Source organism: Isoptericola sp. NPDC056573 (assembly GCF_042793335.1).
GTDB lineage: Bacteria > Actinomycetota > Actinomycetes > Actinomycetales > Cellulomonadaceae > Isoptericola.
The window spans coordinates 87,829-103,573 of sequence record NZ_JBHTUY010000006.1 but is presented as its reverse complement, the minus strand read 5'-3'; the positions used below and the strand labels follow the sequence as shown (position 1 = coordinate 103,573).

Here is a 15,745-nt window from a genome sequence, read left to right as displayed (position 1 = left end):
CGAGGAGCATCGAGCGGTTCAGTCCAGCCACTCCTGGGCGGCGGCGACGAGGGTCGCGACGCCGAGGTCGAGGGTCGGCTCGGGCGTGGGGGCGAAGAACGGCGAGTGGTTGGACGCGACGCCCTCGGGGAGCCGGCCGGCCGCCAGGTCGACGCCCGCGAACCGGGCCGGGTCGAAGCCACCCGGGAACCAGTACACGAGGGGCGCCCCGGCGTCGGTGGCCAGCTCGCCGACGTCCTCCGACGCCGCCATCGGCGGCAGGGTGAGGACGACGGGCCGGCCGCCGACGGCCTCGATCAGCGCCCGCTGCCCCTCGAGCGCGGCGGCCAGCACCGGCCGGGTGCGCTCGGCCGCCTCGGGGTCGTTGACCATGGCCGCGAAGGTGGTGATCGTCTCGACGTCGGGCTCCTCGGTGGCGCCCGAGGCGGCGGCCTCGGCCGCCACGATGCGACGGATCGCGCCGAGCACGCGCTCGCGCACCGGCTCCGTGAAGGTCCGCACGTTGACCAGCAGCTCGGCCCGGTCCGGGATGATGTTCGGCTGGGTCCCGGCGCGGATCGCGCCGACCGTCACGACCGCCGAGTCGCCCGCCGCGACCTCCCGGGACACGACGCCCTGCAGCCGCTGCACCGTGGCCGCGGCCATGAGCACCGGGTCCACGGTGGTCTCCGGCATCGACCCGTGCCCGCCGCGGCCGTGCAGCGTGATCCGCAGGGAGTCCGTGGCCGACATCGCGACGCCCGGGGTCACGCTCACCACGCCGGCGGGCGTGGGCATGACGTGCTGGCCGAGCACGACGTCGGGTGCGCCGCCGACGGTCGCGTACAGGCCGTCGTCGAGCATGGCCCGCGCGCCGTTGCCCAGCTCCTCCGCCGGCTGGAAGACGAGCAGGAGCGTGCCCGACCACTCGCCCCGGCGCGCGGCGAGCTCGGCCGCGGCACCGAGCAGGCAGGTGACGTGCACGTCGTGGCCGCAGGCGTGCATGACGCCGGTCTCCTGGCCGTCGGCGGCCGTCGTGACCTCGGTCGACGCGTACGGCAGGCCGGTCCTCTCGGTGACCGGCAGCCCGTCCATGTCCGCGCGCAGCAGCACGCGCGGCCCGGCGCCGTTCGCCAGGACCCCGGCGACGCCGGTCCCGCCGATGCCCTCGTGCACGTCGTAGCCCCAGCCGCGCAGCCGGTCGGCCACGATCCCGGCCGTGCGGTGCTCGGCGAACCCGAGCTCCGGATGGGCGTGCAGGTCGTTGTAGAGGTCCGTCAGCTCGGGCGTCGTCAGCGCGGTCATGGCGTCATCCTGCCGCCGCGCGGCGCTGCCGTCCTGGTCAGCCGGGAGGGCCACCTGTGTGCAAGATCTCCACGGCCCTATAAGGGAATGTTCAGGTTGGCAGGGCAGAATCGTGGCCATGACGTCAGCGACGACGAGCACCACGAAGGGCAAGACGACGACCCGTCTCGCCGCGGCGAGCCTCCTCGCCCTCGCGATGATGCTCGGCGCGTGTTCCGCGCCCGCCGACGTCGAACAGTTCATCGCCGACGCGCAGAGCCAGGCGGAGGCCATCGACTCCGACCTGCAGCGCATCGAGGAGCAGGTGACCGGTATCCCCGACGAGCTCCGCACCGACGTCACGAACGCGATGGCCTCCGCCCAGGCCGCGACCGACGAGGCGCGCGACGCGCTCGCGCGGGCCGAGCAGTCCCAGGACGGCGCCGTGGTCGCGCTCGAGGACGCGCAGGTGGCGCTCGAGGCGGCGTCCGCCGAGGTGAAGCACGTGACCGACGAGGCGCGGGAGAGCGGCTCCGAGAAGGTCGCCGACCTGCTGTCCACGCTGCAGGAGCAGATCGACGCCCTGCGCGGCGAGACGGAGAGCGCCGCGGCCTGACTCCTCGCCGGCTCAGTCCGGGTCGCTCGGGTCGAGGGGCAGGTGGTGGTCGAGGTTGACCGTGCCGCGCCGCCAGTAGCCGGAGACGTGCACCTGCTCGGCGGGCAGCCCCAGCTCGCGCCGGAGGTAGCGGCGCACGGGCACGAGGTCGTCCGCCTCGCCGAGCCCGACGAACAGCTCGTCGGGCTCCAGCCCGCCGAGCGAGCGCACGGCCTCCGCGAGCTGGCCGGGGCCGTCGGCGCGGTAGAGGATCTCGACGTCCGCGCGCCCCAGCTCCCCCTCGACGACGTCCTCCTCGACGTCGTCGCCGATCTCGACGATCGCGGTCACCGGCACGTCGGCCCCGACGGCGGCCACCCAGCGCGCGAGGGCCGGCAGGCCGGTCTCGTCGCCGGCCAGGGTCAGCCGGCCGATCCCGTCCGGCACGCCCACGCTGCCGCGCGGCCCGACGAGCACGACCTCGTCGCCCGCCGCCGCCCGCGCCGCCCAGGCGGACGCCGGCCCCTCGTCGCCGTGCAGCACCCAGTCGACGTCGACCTCGGCCGCGCCGTCGACCGTCCGCACGGCACGCACGGTGAGGTCCCGCGAGATGGAGACGACGCCGGTCGGGCGCTGCAGCCCGCCGTCCGCGGCCAGGACCGGCGCGTGCAGCTCCCCGGTGGCGGGGTCGGGCAGGAAGACCTTGACGTGGTCCTCCGGTCCGGGCGCCCGCAGCGCCGCGAGCGACGTCTGGGCGCCGGGCTCCGCGCCGTCGACGTCGCGGAACGTGATGCGGCGCAGTGTGCCGGTGAGCTCGGTGACGGCGTGCACGCGCACGCGCCGGGGGACCAGGTCGAGCGGGGTGCGGGGTCGCGTGAACACCTGTCGATTCCACCACGACGATCAGTTCGGCATGGAGAGGATCTGTTCGGCACCCTCCCCTGCCGAACAGATCCACTGCCTGCCGAAGTGACGGTCCGGCCGGCTCAGCCGAAGAAGACCCGCAGGTCGGCGACGACGTCGTCGGGCACCTCCAGGGCGGCGTAGTGGCCGCCGCGGGGGAACTCCGACCAGTGCTCGATCCGCGCGTTGTCGCGCTCGGCGAGGGCCCGGATCGTCCGGAAGTCGTCCTTGAAGACGGCGACGCCGATCCGCCCGGTGCTCACGACCGGCTCGGCGCCGGAGCGCTGCTCCGCGTAGTGGTACCGCGCGGCCGTCGCATAGGTGTTGGTCAGCCAGTACAGCGTGGCCTGGGCCAGCACCTGCTCCGGGCGCACGAGCGACGTCCCGTTGCCGAAGCTCTCGAAGAGCTCGTGGTACGCCAGCGTCGCGACCGGCGAGTCGGCCAGGCCGGCCGCCATCGTCTGGGGGCGCGACGCGTTCATGACGTTGTACGCGCCGACCGACTGGAACCACTGGAGGTGGCCGAGGGCCGCGAACTCCTTCTCGCCGAACCCGTCCATCTCCCCCTCCGCGCCGGACGGGAACGAGAAGAGCTGCAGCACGTGCGCCCCGAGGAAGCCCTCGGGGTCGAGGACCGCCAGCTCGCGCGAGACCATCGCCCCGCCGTCGCTGCCGTGGATGCCGTACGCGTCGTAGCCGAGCCCCCGCATGAGCGCGTCGTAGGTGCGCGCGACGCGCGCCATCGTCCAGCCCTCGCCCACCAGCGGCGTCGAGAACCCGAAGCCGGGCATGGACGGCACGACGACGTCGAACGCGTCCTCGGCGCGCCCGCCGTGGGCGACCGGGTCGACGAGCGGGTCGATCATGTCGAGGTGGTCGAGCACCGAGCCGGGGTAGGTGTGGGCGAGCAGCAGCGGCGTGGCGTCCGGGTGGGGCGAGCGCACGTGCAGGAAGTGCAGCGGCTGGCCGTCGATCTCGGTGGTGAACTGCGGGAAGGCGTTGAGCCGGCGCTCGACGGCGCGCCAGTCGAACGCCTTCCAGCGCTCGACCATGTCGCGCAGGTACGACTCGGGGGTGCCGTACTCCCACGAGTCGCCGGGGGCGGCCGGCGCGAATCGGGTGCGCTCGAGGCGCTGCTGCAGGTCGTCCAGGTCGGCCTGCGGGACGGCGACGGTGAAGGGGCTGGTCTCGAGGCGGATGGCGTTCATGGCGGGTCTCCCGAGGTCGTGAGCGGGGCCCGTGCCCCTGCTCCTGAACCCCACGATAGGAACGGTTCAGGAAGGGTTCTTTCCTCTACTCTGGACGAGTTCCGACGAGTTCTCGGCACGTCCCCGGCGACCCTCCCGGAGGTCACGATGGGCTCCACGTCCGCACGGCTGCTCGCCCTGCTCGGGCTGCTCCAGTCGCGTCCCGACTGGTCGGGCGCCGAGCTCGCCGAGCGCCTCGACGTCACCGGCCGCACGGTGCGCAACGACGTCGCCCGGCTGCGGGAGCTGGGCTACCCCGTCCACGCCGTGCGCGGCCCGGGCGGGCGCTACCGGCTGGGCGCGGGCGCGCGGCTGCCCCCGCTCCTGCTCGACGACGGCGAGGCGGTCGCCGTCGCCGTCGGGCTGCGCGCCGCGACCGGCACCGCGGGCTTCGAGGAGTCCGGGCAGTCCGCGCTCACCAAGCTGGAGCAGGTGCTGCCGGACCGGCTGCGGCGGCAGGTCTCGGCGCTCCGGACGGCGTCGACGGCCGGCCCGGCGAACACCGGCCCGTACACCGACGAGCCCGAGGTCGACCCGGAGGAGCTGACCGCGCTGGCCGCGGCGATCCGCGACCACCAGGGCGTGCGCTGCGACTACCAGGGCGAGCCGCTGGAGCTCGAGCCCCACCACCTGGTCGCGTGGCAGCAGCGGTGGTTCCTCGTCGCCCGCGACCCGGCCACCGGTGCCTGGGCGCCCTACCGCGTCGACTGGCTGCGGCTGCGCACCCCCGGCGGGCGACGGTTCGCCCCGGCGCCCTTCCCCGGCGACCTCACCACGTTCGTCGTGCAGGAGGTCGCGCGCACGGGGTGGGCGTTCCACGCGCGCGTCGTGGTCGACGCGCCGGCGCAGGAGGTGCTGGCGCGGATCAACCCCGCCGTCGGCACGGTGCAGCCCCTGCCCGACGGGCGGTCCGTGCTCGTCACCGGCGGCGACAGCGCCGAGGTCGTCGCGGTCTGGATCGGCCTGCTCGGCCTCGACTTCCACGTCACCGGACCGCCCGAGCTGGTCGAGCACCTGCGCGTGCTGGCGGCGCGCTACGCCCGCGCCGTCCCGGGCTGACGGCGCCCTCGACCTGCACCCCGCGCTGCGTCAGACTGTGCCGGTGAGCGATCCGTACCAGCCCGGCCAGCCGTACCAGGAGCCGAGCCAGCAGCAGCCCCAGCCCGGCTACGCCGAGCAGCCCTACCCGCAGCAGGCGTACGGGCAGCAGGGCTACCCGGCCGCACCGGGCCAGCACCCCCAGGGCCAGTACCAGGGCCAGTACCCCCAGGCGCCGTACCCGGCGTACCCGGCCTACGCCCCGGAGCCGCCGGGCCGCACGATGGGCATCGTCGGCTTCATCCTCGCCTTCGTCATCTCCCCCGCGGGCATCGTCGTGTCCGCGATGGCGCTGTCGGAGTCGAAGAAGGCCGGCGTCGACAACCCGCTCGGCAAGTGGGGCCTGTGGCTGTCGATCATCTTCACGTCGCTCGCGGTGCTCTACGTCGTGTTCGCGATGCTGTTCGTGTTCGGCGGGCTGCTCACCGTCTTCTCCACGGGCACCGCGACCCTCGACAGCGCGGGCATGTCGGTCTGACGCCTACGTCAGCACCCGTACCGGCGCGCCCGCCGCCCAGGCGGCGACGTCCTCCACGGCCTGGCCGTAGAAGGTGCGGTACGTCGCCTCGGTGACGTACCCGAGGTGCGGCGTGAGCACGGTGCGCGGCGCGGAGCGCAGCGGGTGGTCAGCGGGCAGCGGCTCGACGTCGTACACGTCGAGGCCCGCCCCGCCGAGGCGACCGTCGTGCAGCGCGGCGAGCAGGGCGTCCGTGTCCACGAGCGGTCCTCGCGAGGTGTTGACGAGCACGGCGGTCGGCTTCATCCGGGCCAGGTCGTCGGCGCCCACGATGCCGCGGCTGCGGTCGCTCAGCTTGTAGTGCACGGTGACGACATCCGACGTCGCGAACAGCTCGTCCTTCGCGACGGCGCGCACCCCCGCCTCCGCGGCCTTCGCCGGGTCGAGGCGCTGGCTCCAGGCGACGACGTCCATCCCGAACGCCCGCCCGACCCGCGCCACGCGCGCGCCGATGCGCCCGAGCCCGACGATGCCCAGACGTCGACCCTCCAGGTCGCCGCCGACGGTGTGCTGCCACCCGCCCTCGCGCATCGCGCGGTCCTCGGCCGGCACGTGTCGCAGGACGGCGAGGACCAGCGCCCAGGTGAGCTCGGGCGTCGCGTTCGCCGGCGACTCCGTGCCGCACACGACCACGCCGCGCTCGCGTGCCGCGGCGAGGTCGATCGCCGCGTTCTGCCGCCCGGTGGTCACGAGGAGCCGCAGGTCGGGCAGGCGCGCCAGCCGCGCCGCGGTGAACGGCGTCCGCTCCCGCTGGGCGACGACGACGTCGTACCCCGCGAGCGCCGCGGCCACCGCGTCGTCGTCGGGCAGCGGGCGGTCGAGGAAGTCGACCTCGGCCCCCAGGCTCGCCCAGTCGGCGAAGCGGTGGGCGACCCGCTGGTAGTCGTCCAGGACGGCGACGCGCACGGTGACCTCCTCGTTCGGCCCGGCTCTCGGGCGGTGCCGACGCTACCGGGGAAATGGCGGCGCGCTCGCGGGCGTGCGTGGCTAACCTCGCCGGATGACCGACGACCGTGCCGACGACCGTGCCGACGACCGTGCCGACGGCCTCGTGACCAGGCTGGTCGACCTGTACCGCCGCACGACCATGGTCGGCTGGGACTTCGCCGTCCTCGCGGGCGCGACGACCTCCGACGACCCGCCGTGGGACTTCGAGGCCGACTGCCTCGCCTCGATGCAGCACGCGGGGCGAGGCACCGTCGTGGACCTGGGGACGGGCGGCGGCGAGCGCCTGTCCGCGCTGCTGGACCGGCTGCCGACCGGGTCCGGGGCAACGGTCGTCGCGACGGAGGGCTGGGCGCCGAACGAGCCGGTCGCCCGGGAGCGGCTCGCGCCCTACGGTGTGCCGGTGCTGGCGTACGACGCCGAGGCGGACCCGCGGATGCCGTTCGCCGACGGCTCCGTCGACGTCCTCATGGCGCGGCACGAGGCGTACGACGCCGCCGAGGTGGCGCGCGTCCTGGCCCCGGGCGGCGCGTTCCTCACCCAGCAGGTGGACGGGCGCGACGCGTTCGAGCTGCGCGACGCGTTCGGTGCGCAGCCCCTCTACCCGCACGTCCGCCTCGACCGTGCGCGCCCGGACCTGGAGCGGTCGGGGCTGACCGTCGACGCCGCCGACGAGTGGCGGGGGCGGCTCCGCTTCGCCGACGTCGAGGCGGTCGTCACCTATCTCGCCCTCACCCCGTGGACGGTGCCGGGGTTCGACGTCGCGACGCAGGTCGAGCGGCTCGTGGAGCTGCACGGCTCCGGCCCGGTCGACGTCACGCAGGTCCGCTTCCGCTGCACCGCCCGCAAGCCCTGACCTGTGCGCACCGCCGGCTCAGGCCGGCTGCGCCACCGCCAGGTTCGCCTCCCCGACGAGCTCCAGCAGGCGGGCGGCGGTCGGCTCGGCCGTCGGCGCCGCGATCGCGGCGACCACCCACTCGGGCGTCCCGCGCGCGGGCAGCTCCAGCACCGCGAGGCCCGCGGCCTGCGGCTTGGTCGCGACGTGCTGCGGGATGACGGCGATGCCGAGGCCGCGCTGCACGAAGTCGAGCAGCGTGTGCACGTCGTCGACGCTCATCCGCACCCGGCGCTCGAGGTGCCGGGCGCCGAACGCGTCGTCGGCGAGCCGCCGGATGGCCCACTGCTCCCGGAAGTCGACGAAGTCGCGGTCGACGAGGTCCTCCCACGCGACCTCGGGGGCCGAGGCGAGCGGATCGGTCGCGTGCGTGAGCAGCACGATCGGGCGGCGGCCGAGCTCGAGCCGGCGCAGGGAGCCGAGGTGCTCGGTGGCCGCGACGAACGCGACGTCGAGGTCGCCCGCCCGCACCTGCGCGGTGAGCTCGCGCGATCCGGCCTGGGTGAACTGGACGTCCACGAGCGGGTAGCGCAGGCGGAACCGCTCGAGCAGCGGCGCGACGTCGACCACGCCGAGGCACTGCTCGGCGCCGAGCCGCAGCCGGCCCGAGAGCTGGTGGCTCGCCCGCACGACGGCGTCGCGGCCCGCGGCGGCCTGGGCGAGCATCCGCCGCGCGAACGGCAGCAGCGCCCGCCCGGCGTCCGTGAGCGCGACCTGCCGCGTGGTGCGCGCGAACAGGTCGGCCCCGAGCTCGCGCTCGAGGTTCCGGATCGCGGCGGACAGGCCGGACTGGGTGACGCCGCAGAGCGCCGCGGCGTGCGTGAAGTGGCCCTCCTCCGCCACCGCGACGAGGTACTCCATCTGCCGCAGCTCCATTGATCACTCCCGGTGCTGAAACCCATGACGTCCAGTTGTTGGACTCATCAACCGCCCTCTTCCTATCGTCGGAGGCACCGACGACACAAGGAGAGCCGTGGAAGCTCGCACGATCGGAACCCAGACCGTCAGCGCGATCGGGCTCGGCGGCATGCCGATGTCCATCGAGGGCCGCCCCGACGAGGCACGCTCGGTCGCCACGATCCATGCGGCGCTCGACGCGGGCGTCACCCTGATCGACACCGCCGACGCCTACCACCTGCACGCCGACGAGGTCGGCCACAACGAGGAGCTCATCGCCCGCGCGCTGCGCTCCTGGGGCGGCGACGCGTCCGCCGTCCTGGTCGCCACCAAGGGGGGCCACCTGCGCCCCGGCGACGGGTCGTGGAGCCAGGACGGACGCCCCGAGCACCTCAAGAAGGCCGCCCGGGAGTCCGCGCGACGCCTCGGCGTCGACGCGATCGGGCTCTACCAGTTCCACCGCCCGGACCCCGCCGTGCCCTACGCCGAGTCGATCGGCGCGCTGGTCGAGCTGCTCGACGACGGCGTCATCGTCCAGGCCGGCATCTCGAACGCGAACGTCGCGCAGATCGACGAGGCGAACGAGGTGCTGGGTGGGCGCCTCGCGTCCGTGCAGAACCAGTTCTCGCCCGCGTTCCGCTCCAGCCTCGTCGAGCTGGAGCACTGCGCCGCCCTCGGCATCGCGTTCCTGCCCTGGTCGCCGCTCGGCGGGATCCGCCGGGCGGGCGACGTCGGCACCGCGCACGCCGCGTTCGGCCGCGTCGCGGAGACCCACGGCGTCAGCCCGCAGCAGGTCACCCTCGCGTGGGAGCTCGCGCTCGCGCCCGTCGTCGTCCCCATCCCGGGGGCGTCACGACCGGCGAGCATCGAGGACTCCGCCCGGGCCGTCGACCTGGTCCTCACCGCCGACGAGCTCGCCGAGCTCTCCGGCTCCTGACCCCACCGCACCCACCGACCCACCTCTCCCCCGATCGAGGAGGATCCATGCGAACCGTCCCCCTGGGCCCCACCGGCCGCCAGGTCCCGAACGTCGTGCTCGGCCTCATGCGCATCCAGCAGCTGGACGACGACGCCGTCCGCGAGCTGGTCCGCACCGGCCGCGACGCCGGCATCGACTTCGTCGACCACGCCGACGTCTACGGCGACGACCTGCACGGCTGCGAGCGCCGCTTCGCCGAGGCCATGCAGCTGACGTCGTCCGAGCGCGAGCAGCTCACCATCCAGTCCAAGGCCGGCATCGTGCGCGAGGGGCCGTACTTCGACTTCTCGTACGAGCACCTGGTCGAGTCCGTCGAGGGCTCCCTCACGGCGCTCGGCACCGACTACCTCGACGTGCTCCTGCTGCACCGCCCCGACGCGCTCGTCGAGCCGGACGAGGTGGCCCGCGCGTTCGACGAGCTGGAGTCGTCCGGCAAGGTGCGCTCCTTCGGCGTCTCCAACCACACGCCCGGCCAGATCGAGCTGCTCAAGCACTCGGTGCGGCAGCCGATCGTCGCCAACCAGCTCCAGCTCTCGATCACGCACGCGCCGATCGTGGCGCAGGGCGTGGCGGCCAACATGGCCGGCGAGGACCAGTCGCTCACCCTCGACGGCGGCGGCATCCTCGACTACTGCCGCCTGCACGACATCACCGTGCAGGCCTGGTCGCCGTTCCAGGCCGGGTTCTTCACCGGCGTGTTCCTCGGCTCGGACGACTATCCCGAGCTCAACGCGGTGATCGACCGCCTCGCGGCGAAGTACGACGTGCCGCCCATCGCGATCGCGGTCGCGTGGATCACGCGCCACCCGGCGGGGATGCAGGTCGTGCTCGGCACGACGACGCCGGAGCGCGTCGCGGGCGCGGCGCAGGGCTCGGACCTCCCGCTCACGCGGGCCGAGTGGTACGAGCTGTTCCGGGCCGCCGGGTACCGCGTGCCCTGAGACGCGACCGGCCGGGACCCGTCACCGATCACCGATCGACGGGTTCCGGCCGGTGCACCCCGCGGGGCCGGTAGCCGAGCTCGTCGGACAGACCCGCGAGGTCGGCGAGCAGCCACACGATCGCGAGCCACATCTCCGTGCCCTGGAGGCCCGGCGTCGTCGCGGGGGCGCCGGCGGTGGACGGGTGGGCGGCCTGGAAGGCGAACCCCTCGCCGGGCGACCAGCGCCGCAGCGCGTGCCCGAGGAGCCCTCTCGCCAGCTCGACGACCTCGTCGCCGCGGTGGCCGGTGCCCCGGGTGAGCCACAGCGGGTGGGCGACGTCGAGCACGTTGCACGCGTTGTGGCGCTCCGGCCGGAAGAACCGGGGGTCGCGGGCGTGCTCCAGCACCGTGTCGACCACGCGCTCCGGCGCGGGGACGGGCAGCCCGAGCTGCGCGAACGTGCCCCGCGACGCGCGGTAGTAGCCGTTGACGACCTGGAGCAGCCCGTCGGCCCCGCCCGGCTGGCCCCACATGCCCGTGCGCGGGTCCGCCCGGCTGAGCAGCCACCCGAGGAGGGCCTCCTGCGCCCCCGGGGAGCCGGCGACGCCGGCGCGGCGGTTCCAGTGCATCGCGGTGCCGAGGATGTCGACCCAGTGGCCGGCCGACCACGCGCCGGTGCGCCAGTCCTGCCGCTCCAGGCCGGCGATCACCTCGCCCGGGGTCGCGTCCGCCACGACGGCGACCGGGTGCGGGAACGCGCTGCCGAGCAGGTCGAGCGCGTACCCGACGGACAGGACGTGGTAGCCGGCGGCGGGGTCGAACAGGCCAGGCCGCGGGGTCGCGGGCGCGAGGTCGTCACCGTGCTCGCCCACCAGCCCGCCCACCAGCTCGCCCACGAGCCCGGTGACCGGGTCCTGCCAGGACCGCAGCCGCGCGACCTGCTCCTCGGCCGGCAGCTGCGGCGGAGGGCCGCCGAGCAGCAGGTCGGCGATCTCCACGGCGTCGCACTGGGCCCGGACCGTCGGTGTCCTGCCGGGCGCGTCGACGAACAGGCCGGCCGCGGGGTCCCAGCACCGGTCGAGCAGCGCGCCGGCCTCCTCGCGGGCCGTGGCGCCGAGGTCGCGCACCGCCTGCGCGAGGCCGCCGCCTGGCCGGGCCGCGGGCGCCGGCGGCACCCGCCAGCGGATCAGCCGCGCCGGGTTGCCGCCCACGACCGCCCCCGCGGGCACGTCCTTGGTGACGACCGCCCCGGCCGCCAGCACCGCCTTGTCCCCCACGGTGACGCCGTCGAGCACGACGACGTGCGAGCCGATCCACACGTCGTCCCCGACGGTGATCCCCGCGGAGGTCAGCGGCTGGCGGTGCACCTCCAGCTCCGGCTCCATCGAGTGGTTGAAGCCGAGCACGGACGTGTGCGAGCCGATGCGGACGGCGTCGCCGAGCCGCACGTCGCCCCGCACCACCGTGTAGGGGTTGAGGCTGCAGTCGCGGCCGGCCCGCAGCGTGCCGCTGACGTAGGCGCCGGCGGCGACGTAGGTGCGGTCGCCCAGCTCGAGGACCTCGTTCGTCACGGACGCCTGCTCCGACACGAAGCACCGCTCGCCGAGGACGTACCCGCGCCCGCGGCCCAGCTCCGCCTGCAGGGCGAGCTGACGCTCCCGCTGCCCGCCGTCGGCGTCGGCCCAGAACCGCCAGGGCGTGAAGTCGAGCGCGCCCCGGTCGAGCTCGGCCGTCACCGGTTCCTGCGTGTGCGTTCGCACGGTCATCTCCACTCCTGTTCGTCGGCCTCCGTCGGCACGGACGTGCCCGAGTCTCGGACAGCGACGGACGGAGAGCTCGCACATCGGCTAGAAATGAACACACTCGAACAGGCAGTTCCGCCGCGCCGAGGAGGCACCCTTGCCACCCACCACGGGGCCCGCGTCCGGCACCGCGCGGCGCGAGCACATCATGCGCGAGCTGCGCACCCGCGGGACCGTCGCGGTCGGCGCGCTCGCCGCCCAGCTCGGCGTGTCCGCGATGACGGTGCGGCGCGACGTGAACGCGCTCGCCGCGAAGGGGCTCCTGGTCCGCGTGCACGGCGGCGCCGCGCTGCCCGAGCCGTCCGCGGGCGTCGCCCCCTCCCCCACGCCCGAGCCCACCGCCCGCGGGTCACGACTGACCGTGGGGCTCGTCGTCCCGCAGCTCGACTACTACTTCCCCCGGGTGGTGGCGGGGGCCCGGGCCGCCGCCGCGCGCGCCGGGGTCAGGCTCGTCATCCGCACCACGGCCTACGACCCCGACGAGGACCGCCACCAGTGCCGGCGGCTCGCGGAGGCGGGGGTGGACGGGCTCGTCGTGACCCCCACGCTGGACGGGCCGCGGGGTGGCGAGCTCCTCGGCTGGCTCGACCGGCTGCGCACGCCGGTGCTGCTCGCCGACCGCCGGCCGCCGGAGATCAGCCCGTTCCGGCGCCTGGAGTGGGTGGTGTCCGACCACGCGTCCGGCGCCGCGACCGCGGTGTGGCACCTGCACGCCCAGGGGCACCGCCGCATCGGGCTGCTGTCGATCGCGGGGACGACGACGTCGCGCGCCGTGGGCCGCGGGTGGCGCGACGCGCTGCGCTCCCTGGGGATCGACCCGGAGGAGCAGGTCGTGGGGCACAGCGACGGCTTCGACCGTCCGGGCCGCGCGGAGCGCCTCGCGTCGACCCTCGACGACCTCCGCCGCACAGGGACCACCGCCCTGCTGCTGCACTCCGACCCGTTCGCGCTGACCTTCGCGCAGTACTGCCAGGACCACGGGGTCCGCGTGCCCGACGACCTCGCGATCGTCGCCTACGACGACGAGGTCGCCGAGCTGGGCGACCCGCCCCTCACCGCCGTCCGCCCCCCGACGTACGACGTCGGCCGGCTCGCCGTGGAGACCATGGTCGCCCGGCTCACGGAGGGCGACCGCCGCCCGACGCACCGCCTGCTGCTCGACCCGACGCTCACGGTCCGCGCGTCGAGCGTGAGCTCCCGGCGGTGACCGGCGGGCTCGCGTTCTGCATACGCTCCCGCAACATGGCGACGTGTGGGCTGGGGCCATGACCGCCCCCGTGCCGCGCCCGCGGCTCCTGCTGCCCCTGCTGTTCGCGGCGTACCTCGCCCTGGTCGCCTGGACCGTCCTGTGGAAGCTCGACGTGCCGTTCACCGGCGAGGCGGGCGAGCGCGTCGTCAAGCTCGTGCCGTTCGCGGCCACCGCCCACGCGGGCGCCAGCGAACCCGTCGAGCTCGTCCTGAACCTCGTGATCTTCCTGCCGTTCGGCGTCTACCTCGGGCTCCTCGCGCCGTCGTGGCCGTGGTGGCGGGCGGCGGCCACGCTCGCGGGGGCGAGCGCGCTCCTCGAGGTCGCGCAGTACGTGCTGGCCGTCGGGAGCTCGGACGTCACCGACGTCGTCGTCAACACCGCGGGCGGCCTCGCCGGGCTCGGCGTCGTCGTCCTCGCGCGCCGCACGCTCCGGGCCCGGACGTCCACGGTCGTTTCCCGGTGGTGCGTCGCCGGGACCGTGCTCGCGCTGCTCGCGGCGGCGCTCTTCGTCGCCTCGCCCGTACGCCTCACCGGGCCGCCGCCGGGCGACGTCGCGGTCAGCCGGATGCCCTGAGGTCCCGGTCGCGCGAGGCGCCGACCACCCCGACGATAAGAGCGCGGCGGCGCGGCCCTGCACGGTCCGGGAACGTCGAGCGGAAGGCGGTGGTGTCGTGCGCGTACGGCCTCGTGCATGGATCGGTGTGGCGGTGCTCCTGGGGTACCTGGTGATCGTCGTCGTGGTGGGCGCGATCGCCGGCGTGCCGTTCGACGAGGTCGGGACGAGCGCGGAGTCGATCTACCGCTCCACGGTGCCGTCGTTCGTGGTCGGCGCGGTCTACCTCGTCGCCGTGACGACCGCCCTCGGCTGGTGGCGGCCCGCCCTGCACGACCGGCACCCCAGCGCGCGCCGGTGGCCGATCGTCGTGCCCGTCCTCATGGCGCTGCTCGCGCTGGTGAGCTTCGCGCAGACCGAGTGGTCCGCGTTCGACGCGTCGTTCCTGATCGCGCTGCTGCTGCTCGGCGTCGGGGTGGGGTTCTGCGAGGAGCTGGCCGCGCGCGGCGTCCTGCTGGTCGCCCTGCGGTCGCGCTACCGGGAGGTCGGGGTGTGGCTGCTGAGCACCCTGCTGTTCGGCGCGATGCACCTGGCCAACTCGCTCTCCGGGCTGGCGCCCGAGAAGGCGCTGCTCCAGGCCCTGATCGCGGCCGGGTCCGGCACGGTGTTCTACATCCTGCGTCGCGTCACCGGCTCGTTGGTGTGGGCGATGGTGCTGCACGGGCTGTGGGACGTGTCGGTGTTCACGGTGAACTTCGTCGACGACGACACGGTCCCGGTCGCCGGGCTCGCCACCCCGCTGATCGGCCTGCTCGGGCTCGCCGTCGTCGCGTGGGTGATCCGCGGCGCCGACGAGCGCACGGGGGCCGACGCGCCCGCTGCCGTCGAGGCGGAGGGCGCCGACCGTGCGCGTCCGTGACCTGCCGTTCGTCCGCGCGATCGACGAGGGGCGACGCCGCACACCGATCTGGCTGACGTACGTCGTCGGCATCCTGCTCGCCGTGCTGGTGGTGCAGGTGCTGATCGGCGCCGGGATCCGGCTCGCGACCGGCCACAGCACCGACCTGTCCAGCTTCGCGTCGCAGGTGATCGAGGGCGTCACCGACCTGTGGCCCATCGTCATCGTGCTGCTGTGGGTGGTGCTCTACGAACGGCGCCCGGCGGGGTCGCTCGGCCTGCGCGACCGCCGGTGGTGGGCCCGCATGCTGGTGGGTCTCGTGCTCGGCGGGGTGCTCGTCACGCTCGGTGCGCTGCCGTCGATCCTGTCCGGGCAGCTGGTCGTGACCGAGGGCGGGCCGGGCACCCTGGACGGCACCGCCGCGCTCGGCCTGGTGCTGGCCACCCTGCCGATCTGGCTGATCCAGGGCAGCAGCGAGGAGATCGTGTTCCGCGGCTTCCTGCTGCAGCGGCACCTGTACTCGTGGCCCGCCTGGCTGGCCGTCGTGTTCCTCGCGGCGCTGTTCGCGTTCATCCACCCCGGCGGCAACCTCCTGGCCAAGCTCAACATCACGCTGTTCGGCATTTTCGTGAGCCTGCTCGTGCTGCGGCAGGGCACCCTGTGGACGGCGATGGGGATCCACGCGGGCTGGAACATGGTGCAGGGCAACGTGCTCGGCATCGCGGTGAGCGGTGAGGGCCGGGACAACACCCTCGTGCGGCTCGCCCCCGCGGACGGGTCGAGCGCGGCCCTCACGGGCGGCGAGTTCGGCACGGAGGCGAGCGTGTACCTCACCGTGGTGCTGGTGGTCGTCGTCGCGGTCGCGTTCGTCGCGCTGCGCCGCCACCTGGCCCGGTCCGACGACGGCGCGGCCACGGGCCCGGCGGCCGGGGTGGCGGCCGCCGCGTAGCGGGGCACGAATCACCTTGCGGCGCTTGAGAGA

The 15,745-nt window shown here is 74.7% G+C and carries 16 protein-coding genes; 10 read left to right on the top strand and 6 right to left on the bottom strand.

The window, feature by feature from the left end; all coding sequences use genetic code 11:
- Positions 1 to 18 precede the first annotated feature (18 nt).
- A complete protein-coding gene (locus ACFQ8E_RS12435) occupies positions 19 to 1,284 on the bottom strand; it encodes an amidohydrolase (RefSeq protein ID WP_430550869.1) in 1,266 nt (421 codons plus the stop codon).
- 118 nt (positions 1,285 to 1,402) lie between these two features.
- Between ACFQ8E_RS12435 and ACFQ8E_RS12430 the strand changes: the two genes are divergently transcribed.
- Positions 1,403 to 1,879: a hypothetical protein gene (locus ACFQ8E_RS12430; protein WP_430550868.1), complete on the top strand. Its 477-nt coding sequence runs from the start codon at positions 1,403 to 1,405 to the stop codon at positions 1,877 to 1,879.
- A 12-nt stretch (positions 1,880 to 1,891) separates the two neighbouring features.
- Here the strand turns inward: ACFQ8E_RS12430 and ACFQ8E_RS12425 are convergent, their stop codons facing one another.
- Positions 1,892 to 2,740 carry a siderophore-interacting protein gene (locus ACFQ8E_RS12425; RefSeq protein ID WP_430550867.1) on the bottom strand — a complete coding sequence of 283 codons (849 nt, stop codon included), beginning with the start codon at positions 2,738 to 2,740 and terminating at the stop codon, positions 1,892 to 1,894.
- 104 nt (positions 2,741 to 2,844) lie between these two features.
- Positions 2,845 to 3,969 (bottom strand): epoxide hydrolase family protein, encoded by a 1,125-nt coding sequence (locus ACFQ8E_RS12420; protein ID WP_430550866.1) that lies wholly within the window; start codon positions 3,967 to 3,969, stop codon positions 2,845 to 2,847.
- A gap of 147 nt (positions 3,970 to 4,116) precedes the next feature.
- On the opposite strand from ACFQ8E_RS12420, the gene ACFQ8E_RS12415 reads away from it, so the two are divergent.
- Entirely contained in the window at positions 4,117 to 5,067 is a 951-nt protein-coding gene (locus ACFQ8E_RS12415; protein ID WP_430550865.1) for a helix-turn-helix transcriptional regulator, read from the top strand.
- A gap of 43 nt (positions 5,068 to 5,110) precedes the next feature.
- Positions 5,111 to 5,584, top strand: coding sequence for a hypothetical protein (locus tag ACFQ8E_RS12410; RefSeq protein ID WP_430550864.1), 474 nt, complete (start codon positions 5,111 to 5,113; stop codon positions 5,582 to 5,584).
- A gap of 3 nt (positions 5,585 to 5,587) precedes the next feature.
- Here the strand turns inward: ACFQ8E_RS12410 and ACFQ8E_RS12405 are convergent, their stop codons facing one another.
- Positions 5,588 to 6,529: a D-2-hydroxyacid dehydrogenase family protein gene (locus ACFQ8E_RS12405; protein ID WP_430550863.1), complete on the bottom strand. Its 942-nt coding sequence runs from the start codon at positions 6,527 to 6,529 to the stop codon at positions 5,588 to 5,590.
- A gap of 94 nt (positions 6,530 to 6,623) precedes the next feature.
- On the opposite strand from ACFQ8E_RS12405, the gene ACFQ8E_RS12400 reads away from it, so the two are divergent.
- The gene (locus tag ACFQ8E_RS12400; RefSeq protein WP_430550862.1) at positions 6,624 to 7,424 is read left to right on the top strand and encodes a class I SAM-dependent methyltransferase; all 801 of its coding nucleotides are present in this window, start codon (positions 6,624 to 6,626) and stop codon (positions 7,422 to 7,424) included.
- Between the two features lie 18 nt (positions 7,425 to 7,442).
- Here ACFQ8E_RS12400 and ACFQ8E_RS12395 read toward each other — a convergent pair whose 3' ends face one another.
- Positions 7,443 to 8,339 carry a LysR family transcriptional regulator gene (locus ACFQ8E_RS12395; RefSeq protein ID WP_430550861.1) on the bottom strand — a complete coding sequence of 299 codons (897 nt, stop codon included), beginning with the start codon at positions 8,337 to 8,339 and terminating at the stop codon, positions 7,443 to 7,445.
- A gap of 97 nt (positions 8,340 to 8,436) precedes the next feature.
- On the opposite strand from ACFQ8E_RS12395, the gene ACFQ8E_RS12390 reads away from it, so the two are divergent.
- Together ACFQ8E_RS12390 and ACFQ8E_RS12385 are read left to right on the top strand one after the other, a co-directional pair.
- Complete coding sequence (locus tag ACFQ8E_RS12390) at positions 8,437 to 9,297, top strand: aldo/keto reductase (protein WP_430550860.1); 861 nt, start codon at positions 8,437 to 8,439, stop codon at positions 9,295 to 9,297.
- 47 nt (positions 9,298 to 9,344) lie between these two features.
- A complete protein-coding gene (locus ACFQ8E_RS12385) occupies positions 9,345 to 10,280 on the top strand; it encodes an aldo/keto reductase family oxidoreductase (protein WP_430550859.1) in 936 nt (311 codons plus the stop codon).
- 28 nt (positions 10,281 to 10,308) lie between these two features.
- Here the strand turns inward: ACFQ8E_RS12385 and ACFQ8E_RS12380 are convergent, their stop codons facing one another.
- Positions 10,309 to 12,027 (bottom strand): acyltransferase, encoded by a 1,719-nt coding sequence (locus tag ACFQ8E_RS12380; RefSeq protein WP_430550858.1) that lies wholly within the window; start codon positions 12,025 to 12,027, stop codon positions 10,309 to 10,311.
- Positions 12,028 to 12,160: 133 nt separating this feature from the next.
- Here ACFQ8E_RS12380 and ACFQ8E_RS12375 point away from each other — a divergent pair, with 133 nt between their 5' ends.
- From ACFQ8E_RS12375 to ACFQ8E_RS12360, 4 genes are all read left to right on the top strand, one after another.
- A complete protein-coding gene (locus ACFQ8E_RS12375; RefSeq protein ID WP_430550857.1) occupies positions 12,161 to 13,270 on the top strand; it encodes a substrate-binding domain-containing protein in 1,110 nt (369 codons plus the stop codon).
- 58 nt (positions 13,271 to 13,328) lie between these two features.
- Positions 13,329 to 13,886: a VanZ family protein gene (locus ACFQ8E_RS12370; RefSeq protein WP_430550856.1), complete on the top strand. Its 558-nt coding sequence runs from the start codon at positions 13,329 to 13,331 to the stop codon at positions 13,884 to 13,886.
- 127 nt (positions 13,887 to 14,013) lie between these two features.
- Entirely contained in the window at positions 14,014 to 14,784 is a 771-nt protein-coding gene (locus tag ACFQ8E_RS12365) for a CPBP family intramembrane glutamic endopeptidase (RefSeq protein WP_430550855.1), read from the top strand.
- Entirely contained in the window at positions 14,771 to 15,712 is a 942-nt protein-coding gene (locus ACFQ8E_RS12360) for a CPBP family intramembrane glutamic endopeptidase (protein ID WP_430550854.1), read from the top strand. The genes ACFQ8E_RS12365 and ACFQ8E_RS12360 overlap by 14 nt, the downstream gene beginning before the upstream one ends.
- The last annotated feature ends 33 nt before the right edge of the window (positions 15,713 to 15,745 follow it).

What these genes read in the sequence shown, in the direction of transcription:
- ACFQ8E_RS12370 (WP_430550856.1), top strand. Translation starts at nt 13,329, where the DNA reads ATGACCGCCCCCGTGCCGCGCCCGCGGCTCCTGCTGCCCCTGCTGTTC.
- ACFQ8E_RS12380 (WP_430550858.1), bottom strand. Translation starts at nt 12,027, where the DNA reads ATGACCGTGCGAACGCACACGCAGGAACCGGTGACGGCCGAGCTCGAC.
- ACFQ8E_RS12385 (WP_430550859.1), top strand. Translation starts at nt 9,345, where the DNA reads ATGCGAACCGTCCCCCTGGGCCCCACCGGCCGCCAGGTCCCGAACGTC.
- ACFQ8E_RS12400 (WP_430550862.1), top strand. Translation starts at nt 6,624, where the DNA reads ATGACCGACGACCGTGCCGACGACCGTGCCGACGACCGTGCCGACGGC.
- ACFQ8E_RS12420 (WP_430550866.1), bottom strand. Translation starts at nt 3,969, where the DNA reads ATGAACGCCATCCGCCTCGAGACCAGCCCCTTCACCGTCGCCGTCCCG.
- ACFQ8E_RS12430 (WP_430550868.1), top strand. Translation starts at nt 1,403, where the DNA reads ATGACGTCAGCGACGACGAGCACCACGAAGGGCAAGACGACGACCCGT.
- ACFQ8E_RS12395 (WP_430550861.1), bottom strand. Translation starts at nt 8,339, where the DNA reads ATGGAGCTGCGGCAGATGGAGTACCTCGTCGCGGTGGCGGAGGAGGGC.
- ACFQ8E_RS12415 (WP_430550865.1), top strand. Translation starts at nt 4,117, where the DNA reads ATGGGCTCCACGTCCGCACGGCTGCTCGCCCTGCTCGGGCTGCTCCAG.
- ACFQ8E_RS12435 (WP_430550869.1), bottom strand. Translation starts at nt 1,284, where the DNA reads ATGACCGCGCTGACGACGCCCGAGCTGACGGACCTCTACAACGACCTG.